Genomic DNA, 25,009 nt, shown 5'->3' with positions numbered 1-25,009 from the left:
TCAATGCCGGAGGTTGGCTACAGGGCCGGCCCGTCGTCGGACGGGCCGCGCCGCCGGGGAGCCTGCACGGTGGGCTCGAAGGTCGAGCGAAAGGGGTTCGGGAGCTGTCGGCGTGTTGCACTGGGGTTGCGCAACTGGTCGATCTCGCGCCGTTGCGCCTGGAGTTGCTCGTTCAGACCGTCTATGCTTGTGCGCAACTCGGCGAGCTGCTCGCTGATCTTCGCGTTGGCCTCGGTCAGGTAGTGCATGATCGCGGCCTCGTAGCGCTCGGCATCAGAGGGTTGCAGCTCCGCGTTCACCACAACGAACTCAGCGAGAGCAAACGATCCGTTCCCGGCGGCCTCACTCATGCGACGGGAGGCCATGCGGGAGAACATCGCCGTGCGAGCGGCCCAAGGCGGGAACTCGCCACCGTAGATGTCGCCGAAGGCTTCCTGGATGAGCTGGACCGTCTCCGGAGTGAGCAGCACCGGGTTCTCGCTCTCGATGACGGAGGCCAGCGCCATGCAGCTCTCAGCAACCGCGTGGTGCGAGGCAGTCCTGCCCTTGATCTCATGCGTGAGGTTCGGAGGCTCCAGCTCGTGCGGCTTCTGCTTCGTGAACACGTTCCAGAGATCGACTCCCGTGCGCTCACGGTAGGCGTCGTAACGACGTAGATCGTCAGCGATCTTGACTCGCTCAGCCTCCGTGATCGCGAGCTCCACCCGTTCCACCATGACCTGTCTCCTGTCCGTTCGCTCGGCCCGCCGCGGGGCCTGTCGATCTCCAGGCGACCGCGCGATCCCGCCGCCGCGAAGCCTTGTCAACCTGGGTTGACACCTTGATCTGCAAGAGGTGTGGACCAACTCTGAGCGGTAGGTGATCAGGCTGGCGACGAGAGAACGCCGAGCCAAAAATTGTGCCGTGGGAAGCCCGGTAAGGGGCGCGCAGGTGACAGGGAGGTGAGTGGGAAGCACTGGAGCAGTTCGGCGCCGGAGACGGACTCGCTTACCTAGCAGCAACCAGACCGGTAGGGCAGGAAACCGCTCAGCACCGGGAAAGCCAATCACCCGGAGCAACTTGTGTCTGCACGTCGCACTTCCCCCGTTTCCTCGCCGCGAATTGGCTCGCTCTTCAGTGGGTACGGAGGGCTCGACCTTGCCGTCGAACACGCCACTGGTGGGGGGATACGGTCTGGTTCTCCGAGATCAACATCTCGGTCGCGCAAGTCTTCTCTCACGATTGGTCGGATGCCCCAAACCTCGGCGACATCTCCGTCATAGACTGGAGTACCGTACCGCCGGTCGAAATCGTGATAAGCGGCTTCCCCTGCCAGGGCGTCTCAATCGTCGGCAAGGGTGCAGGCATCGCGCCAGGTACTCGCTCGGGGCTCTGGTCGTGCATGGCACGCGCAATCGAGGAGCTGTAACCCGCGTGCGTCGTGATCGAGAACGTACGGGGTTGCTCTCGGCCCCCGCTACCCGACCCGAGATGGGGTATCAAGTGGACCCGTTGACCGTGATCCTACAGCCGCTGACCATGCAACCGTTTGCGACTTGGCATCCGACCCGTGCGGTCTGGGGACGCATCAGCCCGACCTCTTCGGACGGTAGGCGCCATACTCGGAGACCTGGCCGACTTGCGGTATGACGCACGATGGATCGGCCTACCGCCTTCACTTTCCGGCGCTGATCACCATCGCTTCCGTATCTTCATCGTCGCCTACCGCAGGGGCGCTGTTCCGGACGCCGCTAGCAACGGACTCCTCTCGGGGCGGAGAGACGATGGAGACGGTCAGAGCCCGCGGCGGCACTATCGCACTGAGCCATCAGATAATCGACCTCGCACTCAACGGACCGGGCGGCTCGACCATCAACTCGAACTCAGCGGAGACCCTGTTCGCGCTAGTCGACAGCATCTTCGTCGCTGGGGGCGATACGCCGACGCCGTCGCACGATGGGAGCACATCACCCGACGCGGCGCCCCTGCCCCCGCAGTTCTGAACGAGGACAGAGGCTCACGTTCGTCGCCGGAGTTCGTGGAATGGCTTATAGGTCTGCGAGTCGGATGGATCACCGACCCGATGGGTGATCTGACTGCAAATCAGCAGAACACCGCGTTGGGTAACGGGGTCCTGCCACTTCAAGCGCTCCTTGCCCTGCGCAGTCTTGGACTACGTATGGAACCACGCTGATTTGGGCGATCGTCAACTGCCGCGCAACGATCGGCGGAGTTCGGGAACAGTTCGACGGCCGAGCCTCAGATAATACCTTCGAGGCGCTGCTCGATCTGCGGCTTCGGCATCGCCCCGATGATCTCGCGCACGATCTCACCCTTGTCGAAGACCTTCATCGCAGGGATCGAACTGATGTTGTAGCGCGAGGCGATGTCGGGGTTCTCATCGACATTGAGCTTGGCGATGAGGAGCTTTCCATCCTGCTCGGCAGCAATCTGGTCCAGGACGGGCGCGATTGCACGGCACGGGCCGCACCAGGCTGCCCAGAAGTCCACGAGCACGGGAACCTCGCTCTGGAGCACAACCTCATCGAAGGTCTGGGTGTCGACGGTGGTGACTTCGCTCATGGGACTGATTTCCTTCCTGTTACACGTTGCGTGCGATAGACCGCACGCACACCACAACACCCTACCCCCTGGGGGTATTCCCGTGGTGCTGGTTTCAGGCCAGTCGCAACGTGGTCAAGCAGGTTTGCGCATCGTCGTCGACGCTCGAAAGTTTGGAGGTGGCGGTCTGGCCGTCGTGGGTGATCGAGATCGATGTCTCGATGCCTCGGGGCAGCCAGATCCCGACGAAGCCGTTGTCGAGGGTTTTCATCTCCTCGTCGACGATCGTCTCGCCGGTCGTCGCATCCGTCACCGTGACGGCCACGTCTGCGTTGCGCAGCTCACCCAGGCATCCGGTCGGGCTGTGGTAGTAGCAATCATGGGTCTGCGACCGATACGGGGCGACGGATACGTAGATCTCGTTACTTGGCAACCGCACCTCTGCCGTGTGTTCGTGCTGATCGGTGAGCGTGACCGCCTCCGCAGTGATCGACGTGGTCAAGGCCTCCGTGCGTTCGTCCAGCGGGATCGCATCGAGCGTTTCGACCAGCTCACGCACGTCGAGGCCATCGAGACCGTTCTCGGCAAGGATCTCGGCTCCGCTGGCCGAGGAGGCTGAGGGTGAGTCGTTGGCGGCCGTGCATCCGGTGAGCAGGAAAGCGCCGACCACGACGGTGATTGCAGCGGTTTTCGTTCCGCCGTACTTCGGGAATGGCCTGAAGTTTTTCATGGGATTCCTTACCGTGTCTGCCCGTGGTGCCAATTGGCCACACTACCCCATAGGGGTAGTGCCTACCTGCGTGACGCGGAAGCGCCCCCGCCCGGAACGAGCCCGGGAGGGGGCACTGCGTTCAGTCGTGCTTGCTGATTTCCGGTTCATGTTCGGCAATGTGCTCGGTCTCGACCTGGAAGGTCGAGTGATGGATGGAGACCTCGAAGTGTCCTGCGACGCAATCTTTGATCTCGCGGAGCGTCTGCGCGGCATGACCGTCGGTGAAACACTCGTCGTCGACGACGACGTGGGCGGTCAGGGTCGGCAGGCCGGTCGCCACAGTGGAGGCGTGCAGGTCATGGACATCTTTGACATGGTCAAGCTCGAGGATGTGCGAACGCACCTTGTCGAGGTCGAGGCCCTTGGGAGTGAACTCCATAAGGACGCCGGTGGTCTCGCGCATGAGCTTGAACGCGCGAGGCACGATCAATGTGGCGATAAGCAGTCCGGCGATGGCATCGGCCTGCATGAACCCGGTCGTGGCGATGACGATCGCCGCGATGATCACTCCGAGCGACCCAAGGGCATCATTGAGAACTTCGAGGAACGCGGCACGCATGTTGAAGTTCGAACCGCGGCTGGAGGCGAGGATGGCGATGGCGATGATGTTCGCGACCAGGCCGATGATGCCGAATATCAGCAGTTCGCTTGCGGGCACCTCCGGCGGCTCGAACAGTCGCCGGATGCCTTCGATGGCGGCGTACGTGCCCACCACCAGCAGCAGTGCCGACTGTCCGAGGGCTGCGATCACTTCGATACGCCGGAACCCCCAGGTGCGCTTGGAGTTGGCGGGCTTGAGCATCAGCGTCGCGGCGATCAGTGCGACCAGCAGGCCGGAGGCATCGGTAATGGCATGGGCGGTGTCGGTCAGCAGTGCGAGGCTGCCGGTGATGACCGAACCGATGGCCTGGGCGACGACGATCGTCGCGGTGATCGAGAATGCGATCCAGAGTTTCTTGCGGAAATCTCCGGGGTGACCGGTCTCGCTGGCGGCGGGGCCGTGATTGTGTCCTGCGCCCATGTCTACTTCTTCTCCGTATCTGTCGCGTGGTGGGTATGTGGGAGTCGCAGGTGCGTGCAGAGCAGGGCCTGCGTGCCGGTGGCATCGAGGAGGCGTTCGGCAGCGGCGATGAGGGTACGCAAGAGCTCGGACTGTGCCAGCGAGTACCAGGTGGAGCGCCCTTCCGGGCGCATCGTCGCCAGTCCGCACTCGACGAGGAAGCCGACATGCTTGCTCACCGTGGACTGGGCCAGGCCCATGTGCTCGACCAGGTCCCGGACCCGGTGCTCCCCCGAGGCGAGGTGCTGCACGATCGCTAACCTCGTCGGCTCCGCAAATGCCTGGAACAGGTGGGCGTACGCTACTGTCGCCACTTCGTCGAGGGTTGCCCCCTCCTCTTGAATCATCGTCATAGAACGATCATATCGCTCTAGAGCGATATTGTCGAGTGTGATCTGTCGCTCCGACACGGAATGAAGCTCAGGGGTCCCGTCGCACCCGAGGATGGGCTACCTGGGGGATGGTCGGTCGCATAGCTGCAGTGGGAAGCTACGCCAGCTGACCATCGGCCCCGGTGGAGAGCAGGCGGGGTGGGGAGCCGATGTCGATGAGTCGGGTGAAGTAGTCCTGTGCGCAGGTGGCGAAGACCCCCACCTGCGGGCGGCTCCTCCTCTGCCCTGGCCAGGTCAGCGCCACGGTCACCGGTGGGGCATCCTCGATGGGCAGATAGACCACCTCCGGCGCGCGGTGATTGTGCGTTGTCGCCTCTGCAGTGATGCCGATGGCGTCGCCGACAGCGATGCGGGTTAACCACTCGCCCGTGTTCGCCACCGAGATCGTGCGCGGCATGTGAGCAGTCGTACTCCACAGCTCCCCGGTGGCCGTCGGAGCGGTCGCGCAGACCGCCACCAGCCCGTCAGCGAGATCGGCCAGGGTCACCGACTCCTGCCGGGCACGGGAGCCGCTGCTCGCTACCGATACAACCAGGCGTTCGGTGAACAGCGGTAACCGCTCCAAACCCGGACCAATGGCACGTTTGTGGGTGAAGAAGAGCGGATGAGTGCGGCATCGATCGCCCCCGTCGCGCAGCGCCCAGATCGGGTCCGTCGGGCGACTGTATTCGATGAGCTCAGCGTGCCCACGCTTCCATTCCGGGAACAGAGGCAAGATGTGACGGCCAAAGCCGGCCCAGGCGCAACGGCACCAGGATGCGCAGTGAGGCCGTGGTGCGATCTTCCAGGTGAAAAGGCAGGTTTGAATCCGGTTCCGAGAAGGGCACATGGGCCTGGGTCCGACGATCAGACTCTGCTGTGAGCCGCGGGCCCGCCCTCGCCCTCCCAGCGATCAAGTGAGCAGATCCTGGAGCGGCCGAACTTCAGACGGATGCCGTAGCCGCCATTGGGTCCGTCAGGCAGAAATTCTGCCCCCAATTCTTCGAGCGCGACCCGCGCACGCCCCTGCTTCTTCTCCGACAAGTCGTGTCACCCCTTCTCGAAGTCGCGCAACTCTTCCTTGGTCACGTTGGCTTCACGGGCGACATACTGGGCGCTCACTTTCACGAGGATGCGCGCGGCGCGTGTCATGTCACCGTTGAAGATGTGCTGGCTCTCCATCACTCGCCTCCTGCGACGTGTGTCCTATTGGGCTCAGCGGGAAGTGGAGGTGCCTACGGGATTCGAACCCGTGTAAACGGTTTTGCAGACCGCTGCCTATCCTCTCGGCCAAGGCACCAAGTCGCCGGCGAGGTCAGTCGCCCGGCGTGAGGCCGGCAACCAAGTTGAAGGCGCCGGTGAGAATGTTCAGCGACACGACCCCGACGACATCAGAGATCTCACGGTCGCTGTACCCGTATCCCCGAAGCTCGTCAATCTGCTCGTCGGTGATCGAGGCAGGCTCACGGTAGACCTGGACGCCGAGCGCGATCATCGCCGCGACCGGGCCGGTCATCGCCGTACCCTGCTGGGCGAGTGCGATCTCGTCATCGCTGACCCCGAGCGATCGTGCCGCGCTGATGTGCGAGGCCAGGCACATTCCGCATCCCTGCTTCGACTGCACGGCGATCGAAACGAGCTCGCTGACCTTACGGTCGAGCTTGGCGCGACGCATGGCTTTGCTCAGGTCGAGATAACCGCCGAGCACCGCCGGGGAGTGCGCCATCGTCGAGACCATGTCTCCGACCTGGCCGTGCCGCTCGACGAGATCGCCGAGCAAGTCTCGTGAGGCCCCCACTGCAGTCTCAGGGGTTAATCGGGAAAAACGGGGCATGATGCCTCCTCTGTCAGTTCGGTCGCGAGTTCGAGGTGGGAGAACCCGCACGAGTGCGTCCCTGCTGCTGATGTTCGGCATGGAAGATCGCAGCCTCAGCCAGCGCCCCGGCATGCACACCGTTCAATAGGTAGAAGTCGCCGACTCGCGTCGCTGCCGACTCACGAACCCGGCCGGCTCCAGGCGGTGAAGCTCGTGGGAGGTCTGGTCGACGGGAAGGTCGACGATGTCCGCCAGATGATTGGCAGAGACCTCGATGTCGCGAATGGCGAGGATCATCTTCACACTCACCGGATTCGCCAGCAACGCGAAGACTCCGAGCGCCGCATCCAGATGCGGTGTGTCATACGTGGCGTGCACGTGCTCAACCTCTTCCATAGCCATCAATATTACCCTTTACCCCTATGGGGTATCAAGTGTTATCCGGTCGATGTGACGGACTCGGAGACGCGTGGCCGGGTGCGGCGGATCGGGGTGAGGCCAGAGACGACGGGTCCGCGCAGGAGCACGTGTCCAGTCGGGAGGGTCAACCGCGTCCAACGGCCGGCGGTTGAGATCGTGGCCCCGTTTCCTCGGCTGAGGAACCCGAAGACGTAGGCGGCGAACGCAACGCCTTGTGGCAGCGATGCGAGTGCCGTGTCCGGGGTGCCCCAGACCGTGCCCCGGATCTTGCGGACGACATCGTCGCCGGGTTTGTCGGGAAGTGCTTGGGCGACGGCCTCGATGCCGGCACGGGCGCTGCGCATCAGCGTCAGGCTGGACACATCCGCAATAAGTCTCCACCCGTGTTGCGGGGGTTCGACGCTGGTCCAGGCGGGTGCCAGCGCGGTTTCCGGCAGCGCCAGGGTCAGAGGGTCGGCGGTCGCGGTCAGGGTTTCGACGGTGACGTCGCACTGCAGCTCGGGGTCGGAGCGGAGCGTGCGAAGGACGAGGATCGTAGGAGTGCGGTCGAGCGGGCCACGGGGCGTTAGCGCGGCTGCGCTCATGCGCAGCAGCCCGGCCGCGGCCTGCAAGCGCACGCCGCGGGCGCCGGCCCGCGCGGCCCGCTGAGCGAAGGTGAGCGCGTCGCGGGCGGACGGCGCGTCGGCGAGGATCAAGCGCGCTGGCATCGTGAGGGTTTGTGCCCGCCGTGTCCTGGAACGGGGTGGTCGGGGTCCGGGTTCAGGAGCGCACGAGCCGGTTGATGGCGTCAGTGGCTTCCTGGATCTTCTCGACGGCCGCCTCGTCGCTGAGCTTGGCGGCATCAAGCACGCAGTGCTTGAGATGGTCGTCGAGCAGACCAGTCGCGACCCCCTGGAGGGCACGGGTCAGGGCGGAGACCTGGGTGAGGATGTCGATGCAGTACTTCTCCTCATCGATCATCTTCGCGATCCCACGCGCCTGTCCTTCGATGCGCTTCATGCGGCCGAGATAGCGCTCCTTGTCGCTGATGTAGCCGTGCTGGTGGGAATCGGTATCGACAGACATGGGCATGTCCTTACTTCTGGCGCTCCAGGACGGAACGCGTGCTGGCTTGGGGTGTGAGGTCAATGCGCCGCAGCAGCTGGGCGTTGAGCGCGACAACCACGGTGGAGGCCGACATCAGGATCGCGCCGATCGACATTGGCAGGACGAATCCCACCGGTGCCAGAATACCGGCCGCCAACGGCACCGAAAGAAGGTTGTAGCCAGCGGCCCACCACAGGTTCTGCTTCATCTTGCCGTATGCGCGTCGCGACAGCTGGATGATCGAGAGCACGCTGCGCGGGTCGGAACTGGCCAGGATCACCCCGGCGGAGGCGATGGCGACATCGGTGCCCGCGCCGATCGCGATGCCGACATCGGCCTGCGCCAGAGCCGGGGCGTCGTTGACGCCGTCGCCGACCATCGCGACCCTCTTGCCCTCTTCCTGCAGCTGGGAGACCTTCGCGGACTTGTCCTCCGGGCGCACGCCGGCGAAGACGCGGTCGATGCCGAGCTCCTTTCCGACCTCGTTCGCCACCGCCTCGGCATCGCCGGTGATCATGACGACCTCGACACCGAGGGCGTGGAGGGCGTCGACGGCGTCGCGGGATTCTGGCCGGACCTCATCGGCGAGCCTCAGCCCGCCGACCACCTGGCCGCCGCGGAGAACGTGCAGAATGATCGCGCCCTCGGAGCGCCATGCCTCGGCCGTGCCGACCTCGTGCTGACCGGTCTCCTCGAGCAGCCGGGGCCCGCCGACGCGGACCTCCTGGCCGGCTACGGTCGCGGTGACGCCGACAGCGGGCGAGGATGAGAAGCCGCTGGCCTGCTGGAGGGCAAGGCCCTTGTCCTTGGCGGCGGTGACGATAGCCTTGGCAAGCGGGTGCTCGCTGTCGGCCTCGGCCGAGGCAGCGAGGGCGAGGACCTGGTCCGCGTCGAGTTCCCCGGTCGGCTCGACGCCGGTGACGGTGGGCTCCCCCTTGGTCAGCGTGCCGGTCTTGTCGAACAGCACCGCGTCGACCTGCCGCATCGACTCCAGCGCCAGGCGGTCCTTCACCAGGACGCCGCCGCGGGCGGCCCGCTCGGTGGCGATGGAGACGACCAGCGGGATCGCCAGGCCGAGCGCGTGGGGGCAGGCGATGACGAGCACGGTGATGGTGCGCACGACGGCCTCGTCGGGCATGCCGATGAGCGTCCAGACGACCGCAGTGACCAGCGCCGCGCCAAGAGCGAACCAAAACAGCCAGGCCGCGGCCTTGTCGGCGATCCGCTGGGCGCGGGAGGATGAGTTCTGCGCCTCGGCGACGAGCCGATTGATGCCGGCCAGGGCGGTGTCGTCACCGGTGGCGGTAATCTCCACCCGCAGGCCGGAGTCGGTGGCCACGGTGCCGGCGGTGACGGTCTGGCCCTCGCCGCGAGAGACCGGGCGGGACTCGCCGGTGATCATGGACTCGTCCATGTCGGCGCGGCCGTCGACGATGGTTCCGTCGGCCGGGACGCTGCCGCCGGGGCGCACGATGACCACGTCGCCCACGTCGAGGTCGGCTGGGGCCACCTTGACGACGTTCTCGCCCTCGACGCGCTCGGCCTCGTCTGGCAGCAGTGCCGCCAACGTGTCGAGCGCCGAGGTGGTCTGGGCCAGGGAGCGCATCTCGATCCAATGGCCCAGCAGCATGATTACGATCAGCAGCGCCAGCTCCCACCAGAATTCGAGCTCGTGATGGACGAGCCCGAGCGTGGCGGCCCAGGAGGCGAAGAAGGCCACCGTGATCGCCAGAGCGATGAGCAGCATCATCCCGGGCTTGCGGGACTTCAACTCGCTGACGGCACCGGTGAGGAAGGGTCTGCCGCCCCAGACGTACATGATGGTGCCCAGCGCCGCGGCGACCCAGCCCGCCCAGCCGGGGACCTCGTAGCCCAGCAGCATGGCGAACATCGGCGAGAGGGCGACCGCGGGGATGGCGATGACGAGATTGATCCAAAACAGCCGGCGGAACTGACCAACGTGGTCCCCGTGCCCGCCATGGCCACTGTGATCTCCGTGCCCACCGTGCTGGGCGTGCTCATCGTGGCCGCCATGCTCGTCGAGGCCCCTGTGGCCTGAGTGCTCCCCGCGGTCCATGGCGTGGCCCTGATGCCCGGTGTGCTGACCCTCGCGCGTGCCGTGCACATCCGCCGAGGCGTGCGCGGACACAGACCCGTGGTGATGCTCGCCGTGGGCGGGTGTATCGGTTCCGTGACCGTGGTGCTGGTGTGAGTTCGGGTCCGTCATAATTCCTCTCCTCCGTCATCGAGCCAGGCCGATTGCCGCTCACCCGGTGACCGGGCAAGCGAACGTCGGCTCAGGACGCTGGTTGGATCTCGCTCTCAACGACCCACTTGTGGTTCGTCATCTTCATGCCGTCCGTCTCGTAGTCGACCATGTAGACCGTCTCATCGGTGGACGAAGCGTTGGTGGCCTCTACGCCTTCCATGCCTTCCATGTGCTCGGCGAGCAGAGTCACCTCTGTGCCGTCGGCCAGACGCTCGTCGCCGGCATCCTCAATTTCTTCCTGCACGACCCACTTGTGATCAGTGACGGGGTCGCCGCCACCTGCGGGCGTGTAGTTCACGGAGTACGTGTACGTGTCGAATGCACCGGAAATCGTTGCTGTAGCCCCTTCCATGCCTTCCATGTGGTCGGCCGTGAGCTGCACCTCGGTACCGACAGGGTAGGTGGGCTCACTGGCTTCGGCGATACCCTCGGGTGCCGGTCCGCCGTCCATCGGGTGCTCCATCTCCTCATCACCGCTTTCTGCGTTGTTGCCGCCGTGGCCCTGATGCTCCTCAGTAGCCGAAGGGTCGGTCTGCTGGTCGTCGTCTGCTCCGCTGGCGCAACCGGCGAGCACGAGCGCCACTCCGAGCGCTCCCGCTGCCAGTCCTGTTCGCAGTCTCCTCTGCATGTCATTTCCTTTCATCAATATGCCTACCGTATACCCCTAGGGGGTACTAGTCAAGGCTTGTGTGTTGTGTCGGTATGGATCAATCGGAAGCCCCCCTTCTCAGAGGGTCTGCTCGTGTTGGATGGGCAATGCGGCGATGAGGGGATGGTCGAAGCCCGTCGGTCCGATCTTCGCGGCTCCCCCGGGAGAACCCAACTCGTCGAAGAACTCGACGTTGGCCTTGTAGTAGTCAGACCATTCGTCCGGCAGGTCGTCTTCGTAGTAGATGGCCTCGACGGGGCAGACCGGTTCGCAGGCTCCGCAGTCGACGCATTCGTCGGGGTGGATGTAGAGCGAGCGTTCGCCCTCGTAGATGCAGTCGACAGGACATTCGTCGATGCAGGCGCGGTCCTTGACGTCCACGCAGGGAAGCGCGATCACGTAGGTCATGGCTGCTCCTCTCGGTCGGGTGCGGATCGGCGGTGAGAGCCGGTGGGAGGCTCGGGGAAGTCGTCAGTCTCTGCCGGGCCTGCGGCCGGGTGCGGGATGCGCAGGCGCAGGACGGTGGCGACGAGGCTGAGGGCGATGATGATCGCACCGAGGATCGTCATCGTCCCCGACAGGGTGAGCACCGGCACGAGCAATCCGGCGACGATGGTGGGCAGGCCGAATGCCAGGTAGGCAACTGTGTAGATCACAGCCATCACGGCGGCGCGTTCCGACGATGCCGTGTGGGGCATGAGTGTGCGCAGTACCCCGAGGAACGCTGTGCCGAACCCGGAACCGACGATCGCGACCGAGGCGACATAGGCTGAGTAGGAACCGAGTGCGAGGGCGCCGATGCTCACCGCGGTGCCGAACGCCAGGGCACTGGTCGCATACAGGCTGATGGTGCGGGCGGAACGCCGCTGTAGGACGGACGAGGCGGTGACTCCGGAGATCGCCAGTGCGAAGATGACGATCCCAGCTTGGGTGTGCGTGGAGCCCCCAAGCTCACTGCCGACGAGGTCGGCCCCGAGCGCGAGGAAGAGCCCGTTGGTCGCCCACCCGGCGATGATCACGGGCACGCCGGCGGTGAACATGCGGCGCAGGTGCGGTGGCACGGTGAACCGCGGACGGAGGTCGCCACGTCGTATCCGGGTCTTCGGGACCAGTTCCGGTGTGCTCCACACGACCGTTGCCACGATGAGGAAGGCAAGCACGAGCGACCCGAAGACGGCAGTTGTCGGTTCGGAGGTGAGATCGAGGAGAAGCGCAGCACCAAGAGCCCCGGCCCCAAGGCCAATCATCGGGCCGATCGTGTTCCACAGGGCTGCGATGTTCCGATGCGACGGGAACTCGAAATCGATCATCATCGCCGACAGCGCCGGGATCAGCAGACCCGCTGCGAGCCCTTGCAAGGCTCGGGCGACCAGGAGCGCCGCGAGGCTACCGGCGAACCAGAACATGGCCACGCTCAGCGCCAGCGCCAAAGAACCGGCGGCCACGACCGGACGTCGGCCGACGTGGTCGGAGAGTGGTCCGAGGTAGAGCAGCGCGGCCAGGAGGGTGAAGGTGTAGACCGCGAACACGAGTGTGGTGGCGACGGGGATGAGTCCGAGCCGATCGGCGATCTGGGGGTAGAACAAGGACGGCGCGCTGGCAGCGGCCATCATGAGAATGGTCGCTGCCAGCGAGAGCACGAAGCCCCGCCGTGGGATCTGCCTAATACAGTCTCCCGCCATCGCCTATGCCCGCACGCCGTGGAGCTGCTGCCCCCACTGGTAGACGGTGCCGACTGCGTCGATGCCAGTGACGCCGACGACGATGCCGTCGGTCTCGTGGCGGACGATGAACTCCTCACCGGCTTCCAGGTGGGCGTCTGCGCCGGCTGTGTACCCGACTCCGGAGATCATCTGACCGTAGACCATTGCCATGTAAGGGCTGCGTGGCAGGTAGGCGCCCGGATCGTCGCTAATGCCGAGGTCGTGCAATGCGGCCTGCGCGGCATGCGCACCCTGTGCGGCGGCGTCTTCCCAATGGTCGATGCGCCAGGCGCCCAGTGCCTCGTCGTGGTGCGTGGCCACACCTCCGGCCGCGTAGACGTGGTCTGCCGCGGCGCGGAGGTGATCGTCGACGTCGATACCGTTCGTCCACGGTAACGGGGCTGCGGGCGTCGTGCCGAGCGCGAGGAGAAGGAAGTCAGCCACGACGGGATTTCCGTCGTTGAGGGTGATGGTGACACCGGATTCTGTTTCGTCGACATGCTGGAGAGTGCGACCGAATCGGGCCTGCACCTTGGCGGCATGGTCGGCGGCGAGGCGCTCAGCCACGGGCGCCCCAAACGCTCCGACACCGGGAATGGAACTGCGGGAGACCAGCGTGACCATGTGTCCGTCGGCTTGCAGAGACGAGGCTGTCTCGGCTGCGATGATTCCACCGCCGTAGATCGCTACCCGCGCGGGTCGCCCCAGTCCGGTCAGCAGCTTTCGGATGCCCAGGGCATCCTCCACGGAGTGAAGAGCGGTGACCCGCCCTTGTCCGGCGTCTTCGCCGCCGAACACGTCAGCGGGCAGGGAGCGAGGCATACTCCCGGTCGCGACGATGAGCGCGTCGTAGGAGACCTGTGCGCCGGAGGTCAGCTGGACCTGCTTCGCCGAGGTATCGACTTTGAGCACGGTGTCGGCGATGACCTCGATCTGAGGCAGCGGGAGCTTGATCATCTCCGGCGGTGTCGGACCGAACGCGATTCCCTTGATGAGCATCCGCGTATAGGGCGTCTCCCCGGTGCGGGTCACCAGCGTCACCCGGACATCGTCGCGTGAGGCGAGAGTGCGGGCGGCTGCGGCCCCGGCTGCTCCCGAGCCGAGGATGAGAACGTGCTGTGTGGTCATAGAAGAACTCCTGAACTGCTGGTCGTGATCGAACTGATGCGCCGGCGTCAGGAGCGCACGAGGCGGGCGATGGCCTCGGACGCCTCGCCGAGCCTCTGCTCGCTCACTGGTCCGCCGGCGAGTGCGGCGTCGAGGACACAATGCTTGAGGTGATCGTCCAGCAGGCCGAGGGCGACATTTTCGAGTGCCCTGGTGACTGCGGAGATCTGAGTGAGGATGTCGATGCAGTAGCGGTCCTCGTCGACCATCCGATCGATGCCGCGGATTTGGCCTTCGAGGCGCCGCAGACGATTGCGGTACTTCGTCTTATCGCTGATGTATCCGTGGACGGACGCGTCGCCGTCGCCTCCTGCGGGGCAGGTGTCGAGGTGGGTTTCGGTGGTGGGGGTCGTAGTGGTCATGTCGGTTCGCTCCGATCAGGTGGCGGGGTGCCGCAGCGGTGCCGCGGCACCCCGCACGCTGGTGGATTACGCCATGTTGGCGGCGTACTTGGCCGGGTCCGAATCGAACGCGGGCCCACAGCCAGCGCAGCAGAAGTAGTAGCGCTCACCCTCGAAGTCGCGGTAGAGGCCGGCGGCCTCGGCGGTCTTCTTGCTGACCGGGGTGCCGACCATGACCGGGCAGGTGGTCATGTCATCGGCGCCCCCGCCAAGAAGGTTCTCGCGTCCACCGTTCTCCACGGCGGGGTTGGTCTCGTTCGTGCTGCAGCAGCTGCTCATTCTCTGGTGTTCCTTCGTTATTGGATTCGTGTGGATGGGTGGGTTCTCGTACGTCACTTCGCGGCGACACTCGTGAACCCGCGCAGGCGGAGGCTGTTGCCGACGACGAAGACGCTGGAGAACGCCATCGCCGCACCTGCGAGCATGGGGTTGAGCATGCCGAGCGCAGCGACCGGGATCGCGGCGGTGTTGTAGGCGAATGCCCAGAACAGGTTGGTCTTGATCGTCGACAGGGTCTTCCTGGACAGGCGGATCGCGTCGACGGCGGCCCGCAGGTCACCGCGCACGAGCGTGATGTCGGAGGCCTCGATCGCGACGTCCGTGCCGGTGCCCATCGCCAGGCCCAGATCAGCCTGCGCGAGCGCGGGGGCGTCGTTGACGCCGTCGCCGACCATCGCGACGATCTTGCCCTCTCCCTGGAGGCGGGTGACGACGTCGACCTTGTCCTTAGGCAGCACCTCGGCGATGACCTCGTCGATTCCGACCTCGGCCGCGATCTGGCGGGCCACGGCCTCGTTGTCACCGGTGAGCAGTACCGGGGTCAGGCCAATCTCCTTGAGCCCGCGGATCGCCTCGGCGCTCGTGGGCTTGACGGTGTCGGCGACGACGAGGATGCCGCGCGCAGCACCGTCCCAGCCGATCGCGACGACCGTCTTGCCCTCGCCCTCGGCCTGGGCCTTCGCCTGTGCGATCTCCGGAGAGAGCTTCTGCGACCAGTCCGCCAGCAGAGACTCGCGGCCGACGACGACCGGGGTCCCCTCGACGATGCCCTGCACGCCCTTGCCCTCGACATTGGCAAAGTCCTCTGGAGTAGGCAGCTGGCCGACTTCCTGGGTCGCGCCCTTGGCGATCGCCTGCGCAATCGGATGCTCCGAAGAGTCTTCCAGTGCGCCGGCGAAACGCAGCAGCTCCGCACGATCCACACCGGGCTCGGTGATCACGTCGGTCAGAGTCATCTTGCCGCTGGTGACGGTGCCGGTCTTATCGAGCACCACAGTGTCGACCTTGCGCGTGGACTCCAGCACCTCCGGGCCCTTGATAAGGACGCCCATCTGCGCACCGCGGCCAGTGCCGACGAGCAGCGCAGTCGGGGTCGCGAGACCCAGCGCGCAGGGGCAGGCGATGACGAGCACGGCGACCGCTGCGGTGAACGCGGCGGCGACGGGGAACCCGCCTCCCAGCCAGGCGCCGAGGGTGATGAACGCGACGACGATGACGATCGGCACGAAGATGCCGGAGATGCGATCGGCCAGACGCTGCACCTCGGCCTTGCCGGTCTGCGCGTCCTCGACGAGCTTCGCCATCTGTGCGAGCTGTGTGTCCGAACCCACACGAGTCGCCCGCACGACCAGGCGGCCTCCGGCGTTGACGGTGGCACCGGTGACCGAGTCGCCCTCGCGGACCTCGACCGGCACGGACTCGCCGGTGAGCATCGAGGCGTCCACCGCGGAGGAGCCGGAGGTCACGAGACCGTCGGTGGCGATCTTCTCGCCTGGACGGACGATGAACTCGTCGCCGACCGCCAGCTCAGAGGTGGGGATCTTCACCTCTACGCTGTCGCGGAGTACGGCGACTTCCTTCGCGCCCAGCTCCAGGAGGGCGCGCAGCGCGGCCCCGGCCTGGCGCTTGGATCGCTTCTCGAAGTAGCGGCCGGCGAGGATGAACATCGTCACGCCCGCGCCGACTTCGAGGTAGATGTTCGCCGCGCCATCCGACGGAGCGATCGTGAACTCGAAGGGGTGCGTCATGCCGGGAGTGCCGGCAGTGCCGAGGAAGAGCGCATAGAGCGACCAGAGCAGCGCGACGGAGGTACCCATCGAGATGAGCGTGTCCATCGTCGCCGCACCGTGCTTGAGGTTCGTCCACGCCGCCTTGTGGAACGGCCAAGCGCCCCAGATGATCACCGGTGCGGCCAGGGCGAGTGAGGCCCACTGCCAATACGTGAACTGCAGCGCGGGGATCATCGCCATCGCGATCACGGGAACAGTGAGCACAATCGCGCCGATCAGCCGATGCCGCAGCGAGGTGAGCTCACTGTCTTCCTCCTCCCCGGCCTCGGTCTCCGACGTGTTCGCCGTAGTGTCCTTGGGCTTGGGCAGTGCGGCCGTGTACCCGGTCTTCTCGACCTCGGCGACCAGCAGTGACGGATCGTAGCCGGCAGGCACGGTGACCTTAGCCTTCTCAGTGGCGTAGTTGACGGTGGCCGCGACGCCATCGAGCTTGTTCAGCTTCTTCTCGATCCGGTTCGCGCAGGAGGCGCAGGTCATCCCGCCGATCTCCAACTCGATGTCCGGCCCACCCGTTGGGGGCGCTGATGTGCTCATCCTCTTCCTTCTTTCTCAGCTCTCGTGCGACGCCAGGCCCTGCGGGTCAGTGGCCGTCGGAATGCGAATCGTCTGTCTTCGAGCCGTCACCATGCTCGGCGTCGATCACGAACTCGGCGGTGTGCACCTGCCCGTCGACCTGGAAGTCCAGGTAGAGCAGGTAACGGTCGGCGGTCGGGGCCTCCGCTGCGAATCCGATCTCGGGTCCGGCCGTGTCCCCGGCCTGGGGCTCGTCGCCCTCGGCGTGGACGTGCAGGTAGGCGAGGTCACCCTCGCGCAGCGCCACCAGGTGGCCGAACGCGCCCAGGTAAGGCTCCAGCGTGGTCACCGGCTGACCGTCACGCTCGACCGAGATGGTGAGCTCGCTTGAGGTGCCCGCAGTGAGATCGCCGTTGAGGGAGACGGTGTATCCGTCGACCTCGTCGGTGGTCTGCGCCTCGGTCTCGACAGGGGTGAAGTCGCCAGCCACCTCGACCGCGCGGGTGAGAGTGATGCCTTCGGCTTCCTCGCCCGCGGGTGTGAAGTCGGCGTACACCCGGTAGGTGCCCGCCTCGTCCCAGGTCCACGGCACTGACCAGGTGCCTGTGCTCGTGTCGAGTTCGGGGTGCACGTGCTGGAAACCGGCGCCATCGGTGCGCACGGCGATCAGATGCAGGTCCTTCTCGTGCGCGGTGGTGTATTCGGTCACCGGTTCGCCGGACTCGTCGAGGATCTGGAAGCTCAGGTCTCCATCCTCGCCTGCGGCCGTGGGGGCCTGGACCGGAGAGAGCACGAAGCCGTCCGCGCTTGCGGAGACCCCGTTCAGAGCGGGCTCCGCGGTTTCCTGCGCAGCGTCGCCGTGCCCTTCACCGTGTGCGTTCACGTCACTTCCTTCTGCCCATGCTGCTACGAAGCTATCGGGAATGACAGCGCCGGCGAGGCCGAAGGCCCCGCCGAACGCCACCACCAACCCGGCCCCGTAGAGCGCGAGCCGTCCTCCGGCCTTCATCAGACGCGCACCGCCGAGTAGCCGGCCTCCTCGACCGCCGCGAGGACCTTGGCGTCGTCGATCTCGCCCTCGGCGGTGACGTTGAGCTTGCCGGTCTGCGCGCTGACTTGGATGTCCTGGACGCCGGGGATCTCGCTGACCTCCTCGCGGATCGACATCTCGCAGTGTCCGCAGGTCATGCCCGTCACCTGGTAATCGTTCGAAGCCATCAGGTATCCTCCTTGTAGTCGTTAGTACCCCTACCGGGTACGTGTACGGATCAACGGTATACCCCTGTCAGGTATTCCGCAAGGGGGGAGGCGATCGTGTGAGCTGCATCGCGCAAGTGCTGCAAACGATGGTTGGAGCGTCCGAGGTGTGCCTTGTGGTGCACCGATGCTGCGGGGCGATCGGCTGGGTTTTGTCGCTGCGCGTCGGAGAGTAGTGACCCCTCGGCTCGTCAGAACCGTGGACTGCCTTGCCGCATCGACGAAGGCAGCGAAGACTGGTACGAAACCGACTCCCGCCCAACAGCGATCATGCGCTATTGCTGTTAGTTCGGAACTGGCGAACTCGTCCGGCTCCACAGGCGTTCGAGATTAGTGAGCGGATCAGACAAGAGCCAGCAAGAGTGCGCGGCCACGCCAGAGGCAGCGAGGCACTCCTGTGATGCACATTGGCGTAGCCCGCTGGTCGCCCAGACGCTTGCCGTCCACCGGCCTGTCGGCCCGGTGGTTTACGACTGCCTCAACATCTTGTTCATTAGGTCGGGCTCGGCAATCATGTTCAGCGAGTTCGGTCGTCAGCCGGTCAGCGTGGGCGATGCGATCCTTCTCGGCCCGAACGTATTGTTCAGCTGCGAGCCCGAGTGCCAAGTGTCGGTGACGTCGATCCGTGTCGATACCGATTTCGCTCTCGATCAGTTCTTCTGGCAGCACTCTGCGGTGCTGCACGATCGGCTTGACGCCCCCGGTTTCGCGGAGAAGATCTACTCTGAACCAGCGCAGATCCTGCGACTCGGCAGAGATCGGGCCGGGATGGTTGTGCCGTGGATTGATGAGATGGTCGCGCTCAGCGTTGAGAGACGGTTCCGAGAGAGATTCAACCGACTCCAGGCACTCTGGTTCGCTGTCATGGATGTGCTCGGACCATTCATCCGGGTCTCGCCTGCGAGGCTGACACCATTGCAGCGTGCACGCGCGCGTCCAGTGCTGCCGCGCAGTCGCAGGTTAGCCCCTCTCCGTCCGGAGGCGTTGCTGGCACGGGAGGCACTGCATGAAAACGTCGCCTATAGGTGGACACTCCACGAGCTGTCCGAGAGGGTGCGGCTCTCCCCGCAGCAATTGACCCGTGTGTTCGTCGATGCCTTCGGGAAGACCCCGATCGCGTATCTGACGATGCTTCGCGTGCAGGAGATGGCCAGGCTGCTGCGCGAGTCCGATCTTTCTGTCGCAGCAGCAGGTCGTTGCGTCGGCTGGTCCAGCCGTTCACGGGCGACGGAGGCATTCATCGAGCACGTCGGGCTCAGCCCGAGTCGCTACCGCTCCATGCGCCCGGTTGTCGCGGATAGATAGCAGCAGAGTCGTCCGGGAAATCATCACTTCGTCCGGCGTCAGACCGGACTCAGCTGCTTCCAGCCCTACGCAGGCTCTGAGGCTGGTACTCCAGTAGGTCCACGTCAGGTGCCGCCCGTGTCCTGACGGCCAACCTACCGACTGTTCCGTTCGCTGACCGTCTGACTCGCTGGAAGCTCCTGGCTCACCTCGCTGGTGCAAGGCCAGCCGCGACCTCGCGGCTGGCCTGCCGAGAGGAGGCCGACGATGGCGACGAGGGAGGAAGCCCGCCAACAGCGGGAAGCGAAGCTCGACGAGCTCCACGAGAAGCTCACCGGTGCCGTCGAACGGTTGGTCACCGGTGAGGACTGGGCCGATGCGATGCGGTTCGCTGCCCGGTTCCGGTCGCGGAGCTTCAACAACGTCTGCCTGATCTGGGAGCAGCACCAGGCCGCATTCGAGGCCGGCAGGGTGCCCGAACCGTTCCCCACCTTGGTCGCGGGATACAAGCAGTGGCAGCAGCTGGGCCGACAGGTCGAGAAGGGCCAGGCCGGGTATCAGATCCTCGCCCCGGTCACTGGCAGGTTCGCCTCGACGAACCCGGCCGATCCGGACTCCTGGCGGCGTCTGAACCGGGGTGAGAAGCCGAAGCCCGGTGAGGTCGTGCGCTCCCGCATGGTCGGCGTGCGCCCGGCCTACGTCTGGGACGCCTCCCAGACCAGCGGCGATCCGATCCCCGAACGGCCAGCGCCACGGCTGCTCGCTGGCGAAGCCCCCGAAGGTCTGCGCGAGGGTCTGGCGGAGCAGGTCACGGCGGAGGGGTTCGAGCTGCGGTGGGTGCCGCACGAGGGCATGATCGGCGGCGCGAACGGGCTGACGAACTACTCGACCCGGCAAGTCGCCGTGCGCACGAACATGGACGACGCCGCGCAGGTGAAGACCCTCGCCCACGAGCTCGGGCATGTGCTGATGCATGGGCCGGACCAGGAGGAGGCGCGGCAGCATCGCGGGATCGGTGAGGTCGAGGCCGAATCGGTGGCGCTGATGATCGGCGCCGCCCACGGCATGGACACCACGGGCTACACGATCCCGTACGTGGCCGGGTGGGCGGCGAACGTCGACGGGAAGAACCCGGTCGCGATCGTGCAGGCCGCCGGTGAGCGCATCCGCAAGACCGCGCTCAGCATCCTCGACGGCCTCGACACGAACCAGGTGCCCGACGGCACACCGCCCGGGCTGGAACGCGACGGCCCGGCCCCGAAGAGCCCACGGCAGGACACGCCCGGTCGGCAAGTGGCGCCGTTGCCGGTGCCGGAGCGGGCCGCTGCGGTCGTGTCGGGGCGGGGGCTGTGATGTCCGAGAGCAGGTTTACTCGGGCGGTCCGGCAGATGGATGCGTCCTGGCCGCTGGGGCGGGCCGCGATGGTGTTCGCGCAGTCCGGGGTGCCGGTGTTCCCGTGCGCGCCGGAGGGCAAGCAGCCAATCACCCGACGCGGCTTCCACGACGCCACCACCGACCCTGCGCAGGTGGAGGCCTGGTGGCGCAGGTTCCCGGCGGCGAACATCGGCATGCCCACTGGCCGAGCCTCGGGCGTCTCCGTGGTGGATGTCGATGTGCACGGCGTCAACGGCTTCGACGCGATCCGCGCCGCGCGGCGGGAGGGGCTGGTGCATGGCTGGGAGACGATGGTGCGCTCACCGACCGGCGGCCTGCACATCTACTTCCCGGCAGCCGACAGTGAACAGCCGTCGTGGCAGGCCGGCCGTGCCGGGGTAGATTTCCGTGGGGATCGCGGCTACATCATCGTCCCGCCCTCGCGCCGCCAGATCGACGGCGAGAGCGTGCTCTACCGCCCCACCTCGTTCGCCCCCACCGACGGGCGGGCGCTGGATGCGCAGCGCCTGCGGGAGTTTCTCACCCCGCCCCGGCCCCGCCCGAAGACCGGCCCGATCTCGGATGCAGGGGCGATGGTGGATGCGGGTCGGATGGCGTCCTGGCTGAGCGGGCAGTCCACGGATCGCAATCTCAAGCTGTTCTGGGCCGCCTGCCGCCTCGCCGAGGGCAATGTGCCGGTCTCCGAGGCGCTGGATGCGTTTGCGAGCGTGGAGCAGCCGGATTTCGGGCAGCGGGAGATCACTCGCACCGTCGAGTCCGCCTACCGCACCATCACCACCGGTGTCGGCACCTCGACCCGGGCCGAGTCCGTGCCGGAGAGATTCGGGCCGGTGCCGGCTGCGACGCGGGCGGGCCGGGGGCTGTGATGGGCGGGCTGTCGGGGCGGCGATGGGCGGTGGTCGCGGCCGCGTCGGGGACGGTGCTGATCGGCGGCGGTGCGTTCTGGCTGAGCTTCGTCGCTCTGGCCGATCTCGCGGTGCGCTCGGGCATCACCAGGAACCAGGCATGGATCTGGCCGCTCTTGGTGGACGGGCTGATCGTGGTCGCGACCGTCGCGGTCGTCGCCCTCGACGGGCATCGGGCGGCCTGGTACCCGTGGGTGCTGCTGATCGCCGGGGCGCTGATGTCGGTGAGCGCGAACGCCGCGCACGCCCTCGTCGCCGCTGACGCCTCCGTGCCGGGCCTGCTCGCGGCCATCGTCGCCGCGGTCCCGCCGCTCGTGCTGCTGGCCTCCACGCATCTGACGACGGTCCTGACCCGCTCCACCAGAACCCCGGTCCCCACGCCGATCACCCCCACCCCGGAGTCAGGATCGGCGCTGGAGGTCTCCGAGACCGCTGGCGCGCAGGCACAGGCCGCACCGCTCCTTCTGCCGGAGCTTCCCGAGCGGCCACGTTCGGCCACGGGCATCGCGGTAGCGACACCGCCGGCCCCGGCCGCCAAGGTGCTGGGCGAGCAGACAGAGCCTGACCGATCGGATGTGCCCGTGCTGGAGGCGGTGGCCGAAACCCCATCGGCTGAGCTCGACCCGCCAACGTTGGCAGGTGCTGGGCGGCGGGAACGGGCGGCAGTGCTGCGGGGGCGGGGCTGGTCGAACAAGGCGATCGCGCGCGAACTCGGCGTGCACGCCTCGACCGTCGGCCGCTGGTTCCCCCGCACCGATCCCGCGCCCGCCGCAGACCAGGAGACCTCGGCAGTGCCCGAGCACCACAACGAATCAGATGAGGAGAAGGAGCAGAAATCATGAGCCCCTACGAGCAGAACAACCCCGGCAGGCAGGACACGCCCCCGCCGGAGACGACCCGCCCTGACCGGGCGGAGACACCGGGTGCTCCGGAGGCGATCCAAGCCACCGAGGTCACCCGCACGACCGGTGCCAAGACTGAGGCTGCGGATGTTGATCTGGCACTGCGCAAGGCGCGCGGGGTTGACTGGGTACGCGCCTCGGACCTGATGGCGAGAGGCACCGGGCAGATCTCACGCCTGGCGATCGACTTCGAGGCGAACCTCGCACACAAGGCCCACGACGGCCTCGCCCGCGGCGTCACGCGCCTGGGTGCCAAGGCGCGTGAGCTGCCCCCGATCTCGGCGTTCGGCCGCAGTACGAGCCGTGACGGGGCCGGTCGTGGCCCGGTCGGAATGAACTGAGGTGACCGGCCATGACCACGACCATGCCCGGCGCCGAACGCCGAGCACCAGGTGTCGGAGAAGGCGAGTGCACCTGCCTGCCAGGAGGTGCCGAACCCATGACGACCACGACTCACACAGGTTCCCCGCAGCGGGGGCCTGAGAACTACACGACCAGCGCCGGGCTGCGTGCCCTGCTGGCCCGGCTCCACGCGGCCGGGCCCGGGGCATGGGCGCGGGACCCGGTCGCCGGCGAGCTGATGCGGTATGCGGCGCAGAAGTACGCCGCGCTGGCGCGCAAGCACTCGTTGGACCCGTGGGAGGCCGCCAGCGCCGCGTTCGATGTGATGCGCACCCGCTCCGCCCGGGAGGCGATCGACCCGTGGGGCGTGGTCACGCACGCGGTGCGGATCACCTGCATCGCCGAGGAGCGCGCCCAGGGGCTGCTGTGCTCGACCCATCAGGCCCGCCGCCCGCACATCTCCGCGTTCCACGACGCCGAGCGCATGTCCGACAGGGAGACGCCGCTGCCGGAGTATCACCCCGCGTTCCAGGTCACCGACCCCGAACCCGATCCCGACGGCACCGGAGACGCCGGAGACGGTGACGGTGGCGGTGGTGGTGTGGTGGGGGTGGCGATGTCGGCGTCGTCGGCGGCTGAGGACGCGATCGCGCTGGTGACGATGCTCGGCTGGGAGCCCGCGACCGCGCGGGCGTCGGTGGAGCACATCTGCGGGGCGCTGGCGAAGGCCGGGGCGCGGCATACCGCGTTCGAGACCCTGCGACGTGACCAGCACGCCCGCGCGCTGCTGGATCTGCCGGGCCGGTCCTGGACCGGGCTGCTCAAGGCGCTGCTGGGCAACCCGCACCCGGCGCTGGCGGCGACCAGCGCGGGCCGCGGGGTGCTGCTGCGGCTGCTGATCGGCGAGACGATCCCGATGCTGCTGCGCGATGACGACCTCGTGCTCACCATCTGCCTGGCCGCCCCACGACAGGCCCGAAAGTAACCGGGGACCACGAAGAGAGGACTGAGAGGGGTGAGTGGTGATGAGTATCGAACTGCAACGCACCGTGGAGTCGATTCAGGTCGGTGCCCGTCATCGCGCCGACCTCGGCGATATCCAGGCTATGGCCGACTCGATCCGCGAGCACGGCCTGTTGCAACCGATCACGGTCACCCCCGAAGGGGTGCTGGTGTGCGGGCGACGCCGGCTGGAAGCGATCCGGCTGCTGCACTGGCGCACGGTCAGCGTGTGGGTGCGATCGGGTGTCTCGACCCGGTTGGGGCATCTGCTGGCCGAGCAGGACGAGAATGCGCACCGCAAGCCGCTCAACCAGCTGGAGGCCGCCGCCCTGTACCGCGAGCTCAAGCAGCTCATGACCGAGGACGCCCAGCGCCGCGATGTCGTAACCCGCTTCTCGGCGGAGAATCAGCCCGGTGCTGACGGGGGTGCCAAATTGGCACCCCCGTCAGGGGGTGTCGGTGGGAGGAGCCGCGCGCAGGCCGCGCGGATGGTCACCGGCCGCGCCTCGTACACGACGCTGGAGAAGATCTCGGCGATCCAGGCCATGGCCGAGAACCCCGAGAATCCCGAGGCGCTGCGCGAGCAGGCGACGACGGAGCTGGCGGGGATCGAGGCCGGCGGGCCGGTCGACCCCGCCTATCAGCGCCTGCGCGGCCAGGTCGAGCAAGCGGACGCCTCTCGCCAGGCGTCGCTGCACGCGATGGCCCAGGAGGCCGTCGCCCGTGTCACCGCCGCTGGACGCACCAAGCCCCGCACGCACACCTCGGCCCGGCCGGCGGTGGTGCCGGGGCGGTGGCCGGTGACGGCGTTCGTGCAGACCTGGACCTCCCTGGCGGAATGGTGGACCCACTACGACGTGGACGAGCTCGCCCGCGACCTCACCGAGGAGCAGGCCGGCATCTTCCTCGACGTCGCCGACGGCACCAACGCCTTCGCCGCCCGCCTGCGCATCTCCCTCGACACCACCGGCCACGACGTCGAGACGACAACCGAGGAGCCCCGCACCGACGAGGACACCGGCCCCGGCGCTGATGCCGAATCAGGCGAGAGCGTCTCTCGGCGGTATCTGCGTGCTCTGTGACCG

The 25,009-nt window shown here is 66.7% G+C and carries 29 protein-coding genes and 1 tRNA gene; 8 read left to right on the top strand and 22 right to left on the bottom strand.

Translation table 11 applies throughout. The features are described 5' to 3' along the window. Positions 1-17 precede the first annotated feature (17 nt). The gene (locus AB0333_RS07905; RefSeq protein WP_059281018.1) at positions 18-716 is read right to left on the bottom strand and encodes a hypothetical protein; all 699 of its coding nucleotides are present in this window, start codon (positions 714-716) and stop codon (positions 18-20) included. Between the two features lie 239 nt (positions 717-955). Here AB0333_RS07905 and AB0333_RS07900 point away from each other — a divergent pair, with 239 nt between their 5' ends. After that, positions 956-1,408 carry a DNA cytosine methyltransferase gene (locus AB0333_RS07900; RefSeq protein ID WP_366218339.1) on the top strand — a complete coding sequence of 151 codons (453 nt, stop codon included), beginning with the start codon at positions 956-958 and terminating at the stop codon, positions 1,406-1,408. Between the two features lie 830 nt (positions 1,409-2,238). Here AB0333_RS07900 and trxA read toward each other — a convergent pair. The 21 genes from trxA to AB0333_RS07795 form a co-directional block, all read right to left on the bottom strand. Then, on the bottom strand, positions 2,239-2,562 hold the full coding sequence (gene trxA / locus AB0333_RS07895; protein ID WP_059281017.1) for a thioredoxin: 324 nt from the start codon (positions 2,560-2,562) through the stop codon (positions 2,239-2,241). A gap of 94 nt (positions 2,563-2,656) precedes the next feature. After that, entirely contained in the window at positions 2,657-3,271 is a 615-nt protein-coding gene (locus AB0333_RS07890) for a CueP family metal-binding protein (RefSeq protein ID WP_366218146.1), read from the bottom strand. Positions 3,272-3,392: 121 nt separating this feature from the next. Then, on the bottom strand, positions 3,393-4,334 hold the full coding sequence (locus tag AB0333_RS07885; RefSeq protein WP_366218145.1) for a cation diffusion facilitator family transporter: 942 nt from the start codon (positions 4,332-4,334) through the stop codon (positions 3,393-3,395). 2 nt (positions 4,335-4,336) lie between these two features. Further along, positions 4,337-4,726 (bottom strand): metalloregulator ArsR/SmtB family transcription factor, encoded by a 390-nt coding sequence (locus tag AB0333_RS07880; RefSeq protein WP_059281015.1) that lies wholly within the window; start codon positions 4,724-4,726, stop codon positions 4,337-4,339. Positions 4,727-4,862: 136 nt separating this feature from the next. Next, on the bottom strand, positions 4,863-5,480 hold the full coding sequence (locus tag AB0333_RS07875; RefSeq protein WP_366218144.1) for a LysR substrate-binding domain-containing protein: 618 nt from the start codon (positions 5,478-5,480) through the stop codon (positions 4,863-4,865). 314 nt (positions 5,481-5,794) lie between these two features. Beyond that, on the bottom strand, positions 5,795-5,926 hold the full coding sequence (locus tag AB0333_RS07870) for a hypothetical protein (RefSeq protein WP_366218143.1): 132 nt from the start codon (positions 5,924-5,926) through the stop codon (positions 5,795-5,797). A 44-nt stretch (positions 5,927-5,970) separates the two neighbouring features. Beyond that, positions 5,971-6,044: transfer RNA gene (locus tag AB0333_RS07865), tRNA-Cys, on the bottom strand. A gap of 15 nt (positions 6,045-6,059) precedes the next feature. Next, positions 6,060-6,578, bottom strand: a complete 519-nt coding sequence (locus AB0333_RS07860) for a carboxymuconolactone decarboxylase family protein (RefSeq protein WP_059281013.1) — start codon at positions 6,576-6,578, stop codon at positions 6,060-6,062. A 123-nt stretch (positions 6,579-6,701) separates the two neighbouring features. Then, the gene (locus AB0333_RS07855; RefSeq protein WP_366218142.1) at positions 6,702-6,962 is read right to left on the bottom strand and encodes a hypothetical protein; all 261 of its coding nucleotides are present in this window, start codon (positions 6,960-6,962) and stop codon (positions 6,702-6,704) included. A gap of 35 nt (positions 6,963-6,997) precedes the next feature. Further along, positions 6,998-7,675 carry a hypothetical protein gene (locus AB0333_RS07850; RefSeq protein ID WP_366218141.1) on the bottom strand — a complete coding sequence of 226 codons (678 nt, stop codon included), beginning with the start codon at positions 7,673-7,675 and terminating at the stop codon, positions 6,998-7,000. A 64-nt stretch (positions 7,676-7,739) separates the two neighbouring features. Then, entirely contained in the window at positions 7,740-8,045 is a 306-nt protein-coding gene (locus AB0333_RS07845; RefSeq protein WP_006214168.1) for a metal-sensitive transcriptional regulator, read from the bottom strand. 10 nt (positions 8,046-8,055) lie between these two features. After that, positions 8,056-10,143, bottom strand: coding sequence for a heavy metal translocating P-type ATPase (locus AB0333_RS07840; RefSeq protein ID WP_366218338.1), 2,088 nt, complete (start codon positions 10,141-10,143; stop codon positions 8,056-8,058). A gap of 220 nt (positions 10,144-10,363) precedes the next feature. Beyond that, complete coding sequence (locus tag AB0333_RS07835; RefSeq protein ID WP_366218140.1) at positions 10,364-10,963, bottom strand: YdhK family protein; 600 nt, start codon at positions 10,961-10,963, stop codon at positions 10,364-10,366. Positions 10,964-11,062: 99 nt separating this feature from the next. Then, positions 11,063-11,392 (bottom strand): ferredoxin, encoded by a 330-nt coding sequence (gene fdxA, locus AB0333_RS07830; protein ID WP_006214165.1) that lies wholly within the window; start codon positions 11,390-11,392, stop codon positions 11,063-11,065. After that, positions 11,389-12,666 (bottom strand): MFS transporter, encoded by a 1,278-nt coding sequence (locus tag AB0333_RS07825; protein WP_366218138.1) that lies wholly within the window; start codon positions 12,664-12,666, stop codon positions 11,389-11,391. Before AB0333_RS07825 ends, fdxA begins: the two co-directional genes overlap by 4 nt. A gap of 3 nt (positions 12,667-12,669) precedes the next feature. Further along, positions 12,670-13,815, bottom strand: coding sequence for an FAD-dependent oxidoreductase (locus tag AB0333_RS07820; protein ID WP_248124768.1), 1,146 nt, complete (start codon positions 13,813-13,815; stop codon positions 12,670-12,672). Between the two features lie 47 nt (positions 13,816-13,862). Then, positions 13,863-14,216 carry a metal-sensitive transcriptional regulator gene (locus AB0333_RS07815; RefSeq protein WP_006214162.1) on the bottom strand — a complete coding sequence of 118 codons (354 nt, stop codon included), beginning with the start codon at positions 14,214-14,216 and terminating at the stop codon, positions 13,863-13,865. Positions 14,217-14,282: 66 nt separating this feature from the next. Continuing rightward, positions 14,283-14,534, bottom strand: coding sequence for a YHS domain-containing protein (locus AB0333_RS07810; RefSeq protein ID WP_059280884.1), 252 nt, complete (start codon positions 14,532-14,534; stop codon positions 14,283-14,285). A gap of 53 nt (positions 14,535-14,587) precedes the next feature. Continuing rightward, positions 14,588-16,858: a heavy metal translocating P-type ATPase gene (locus AB0333_RS07805; protein WP_366218137.1), complete on the bottom strand. Its 2,271-nt coding sequence runs from the start codon at positions 16,856-16,858 to the stop codon at positions 14,588-14,590. A gap of 46 nt (positions 16,859-16,904) precedes the next feature. Continuing rightward, a complete protein-coding gene (locus AB0333_RS07800) occupies positions 16,905-17,720 on the bottom strand; it encodes a hypothetical protein (protein WP_366218136.1) in 816 nt (271 codons plus the stop codon). 125 nt (positions 17,721-17,845) lie between these two features. Beyond that, positions 17,846-18,055, bottom strand: coding sequence for a heavy metal-associated domain-containing protein (locus AB0333_RS07795; RefSeq protein ID WP_006213359.1), 210 nt, complete (start codon positions 18,053-18,055; stop codon positions 17,846-17,848). Positions 18,056-18,607: 552 nt separating this feature from the next. On the opposite strand from AB0333_RS07795, the gene AB0333_RS07790 reads away from it, so the two are divergent. The 7 genes from AB0333_RS07790 (at position 18,608) to AB0333_RS07760 (ending at position 25,006) form a co-directional block, all read left to right on the top strand. Continuing rightward, positions 18,608-19,399: a helix-turn-helix transcriptional regulator gene (locus AB0333_RS07790; RefSeq protein WP_366218135.1), complete on the top strand. Its 792-nt coding sequence runs from the start codon at positions 18,608-18,610 to the stop codon at positions 19,397-19,399. A gap of 246 nt (positions 19,400-19,645) precedes the next feature. Beyond that, complete coding sequence (locus AB0333_RS07785; protein WP_366218134.1) at positions 19,646-20,731, top strand: ArdC-like ssDNA-binding domain-containing protein; 1,086 nt, start codon at positions 19,646-19,648, stop codon at positions 20,729-20,731. A gap of 35 nt (positions 20,732-20,766) precedes the next feature. Then, positions 20,767-21,639 carry a bifunctional DNA primase/polymerase gene (locus AB0333_RS07780; RefSeq protein ID WP_100244604.1) on the top strand — a complete coding sequence of 291 codons (873 nt, stop codon included), beginning with the start codon at positions 20,767-20,769 and terminating at the stop codon, positions 21,637-21,639. Continuing rightward, positions 21,639-22,520, top strand: a complete 882-nt coding sequence (locus tag AB0333_RS07775; RefSeq protein ID WP_366218133.1) for a DUF2637 domain-containing protein — start codon at positions 21,639-21,641, stop codon at positions 22,518-22,520. Before AB0333_RS07780 ends, AB0333_RS07775 begins: the two co-directional genes overlap by 1 nt. Next, positions 22,517-22,921 (top strand): hypothetical protein, encoded by a 405-nt coding sequence (locus tag AB0333_RS07770; RefSeq protein WP_366218132.1) that lies wholly within the window; start codon positions 22,517-22,519, stop codon positions 22,919-22,921. The genes AB0333_RS07775 and AB0333_RS07770 overlap by 4 nt, the downstream gene beginning before the upstream one ends. 98 nt (positions 22,922-23,019) lie before the next feature. Then, positions 23,020-23,907 (top strand): hypothetical protein, encoded by an 888-nt coding sequence (locus tag AB0333_RS07765; protein ID WP_059280879.1) that lies wholly within the window; start codon positions 23,020-23,022, stop codon positions 23,905-23,907. A 40-nt stretch (positions 23,908-23,947) separates the two neighbouring features. After that, the gene (locus AB0333_RS07760; protein WP_082698302.1) at positions 23,948-25,006 is read left to right on the top strand and encodes a ParB N-terminal domain-containing protein; all 1,059 of its coding nucleotides are present in this window, start codon (positions 23,948-23,950) and stop codon (positions 25,004-25,006) included. The last annotated feature ends 3 nt before the right edge of the window (positions 25,007-25,009 follow it).

Source organism: Citricoccus sp. NPDC079358 (assembly GCF_040702545.1).
Taxonomy (GTDB): Bacteria; Actinomycetota; Actinomycetes; order Actinomycetales; family Micrococcaceae; genus Citricoccus.
The sequence above is the reverse complement of the archived record's forward strand: the minus strand, read 5'-3'. Positions and strand labels throughout refer to the sequence as shown.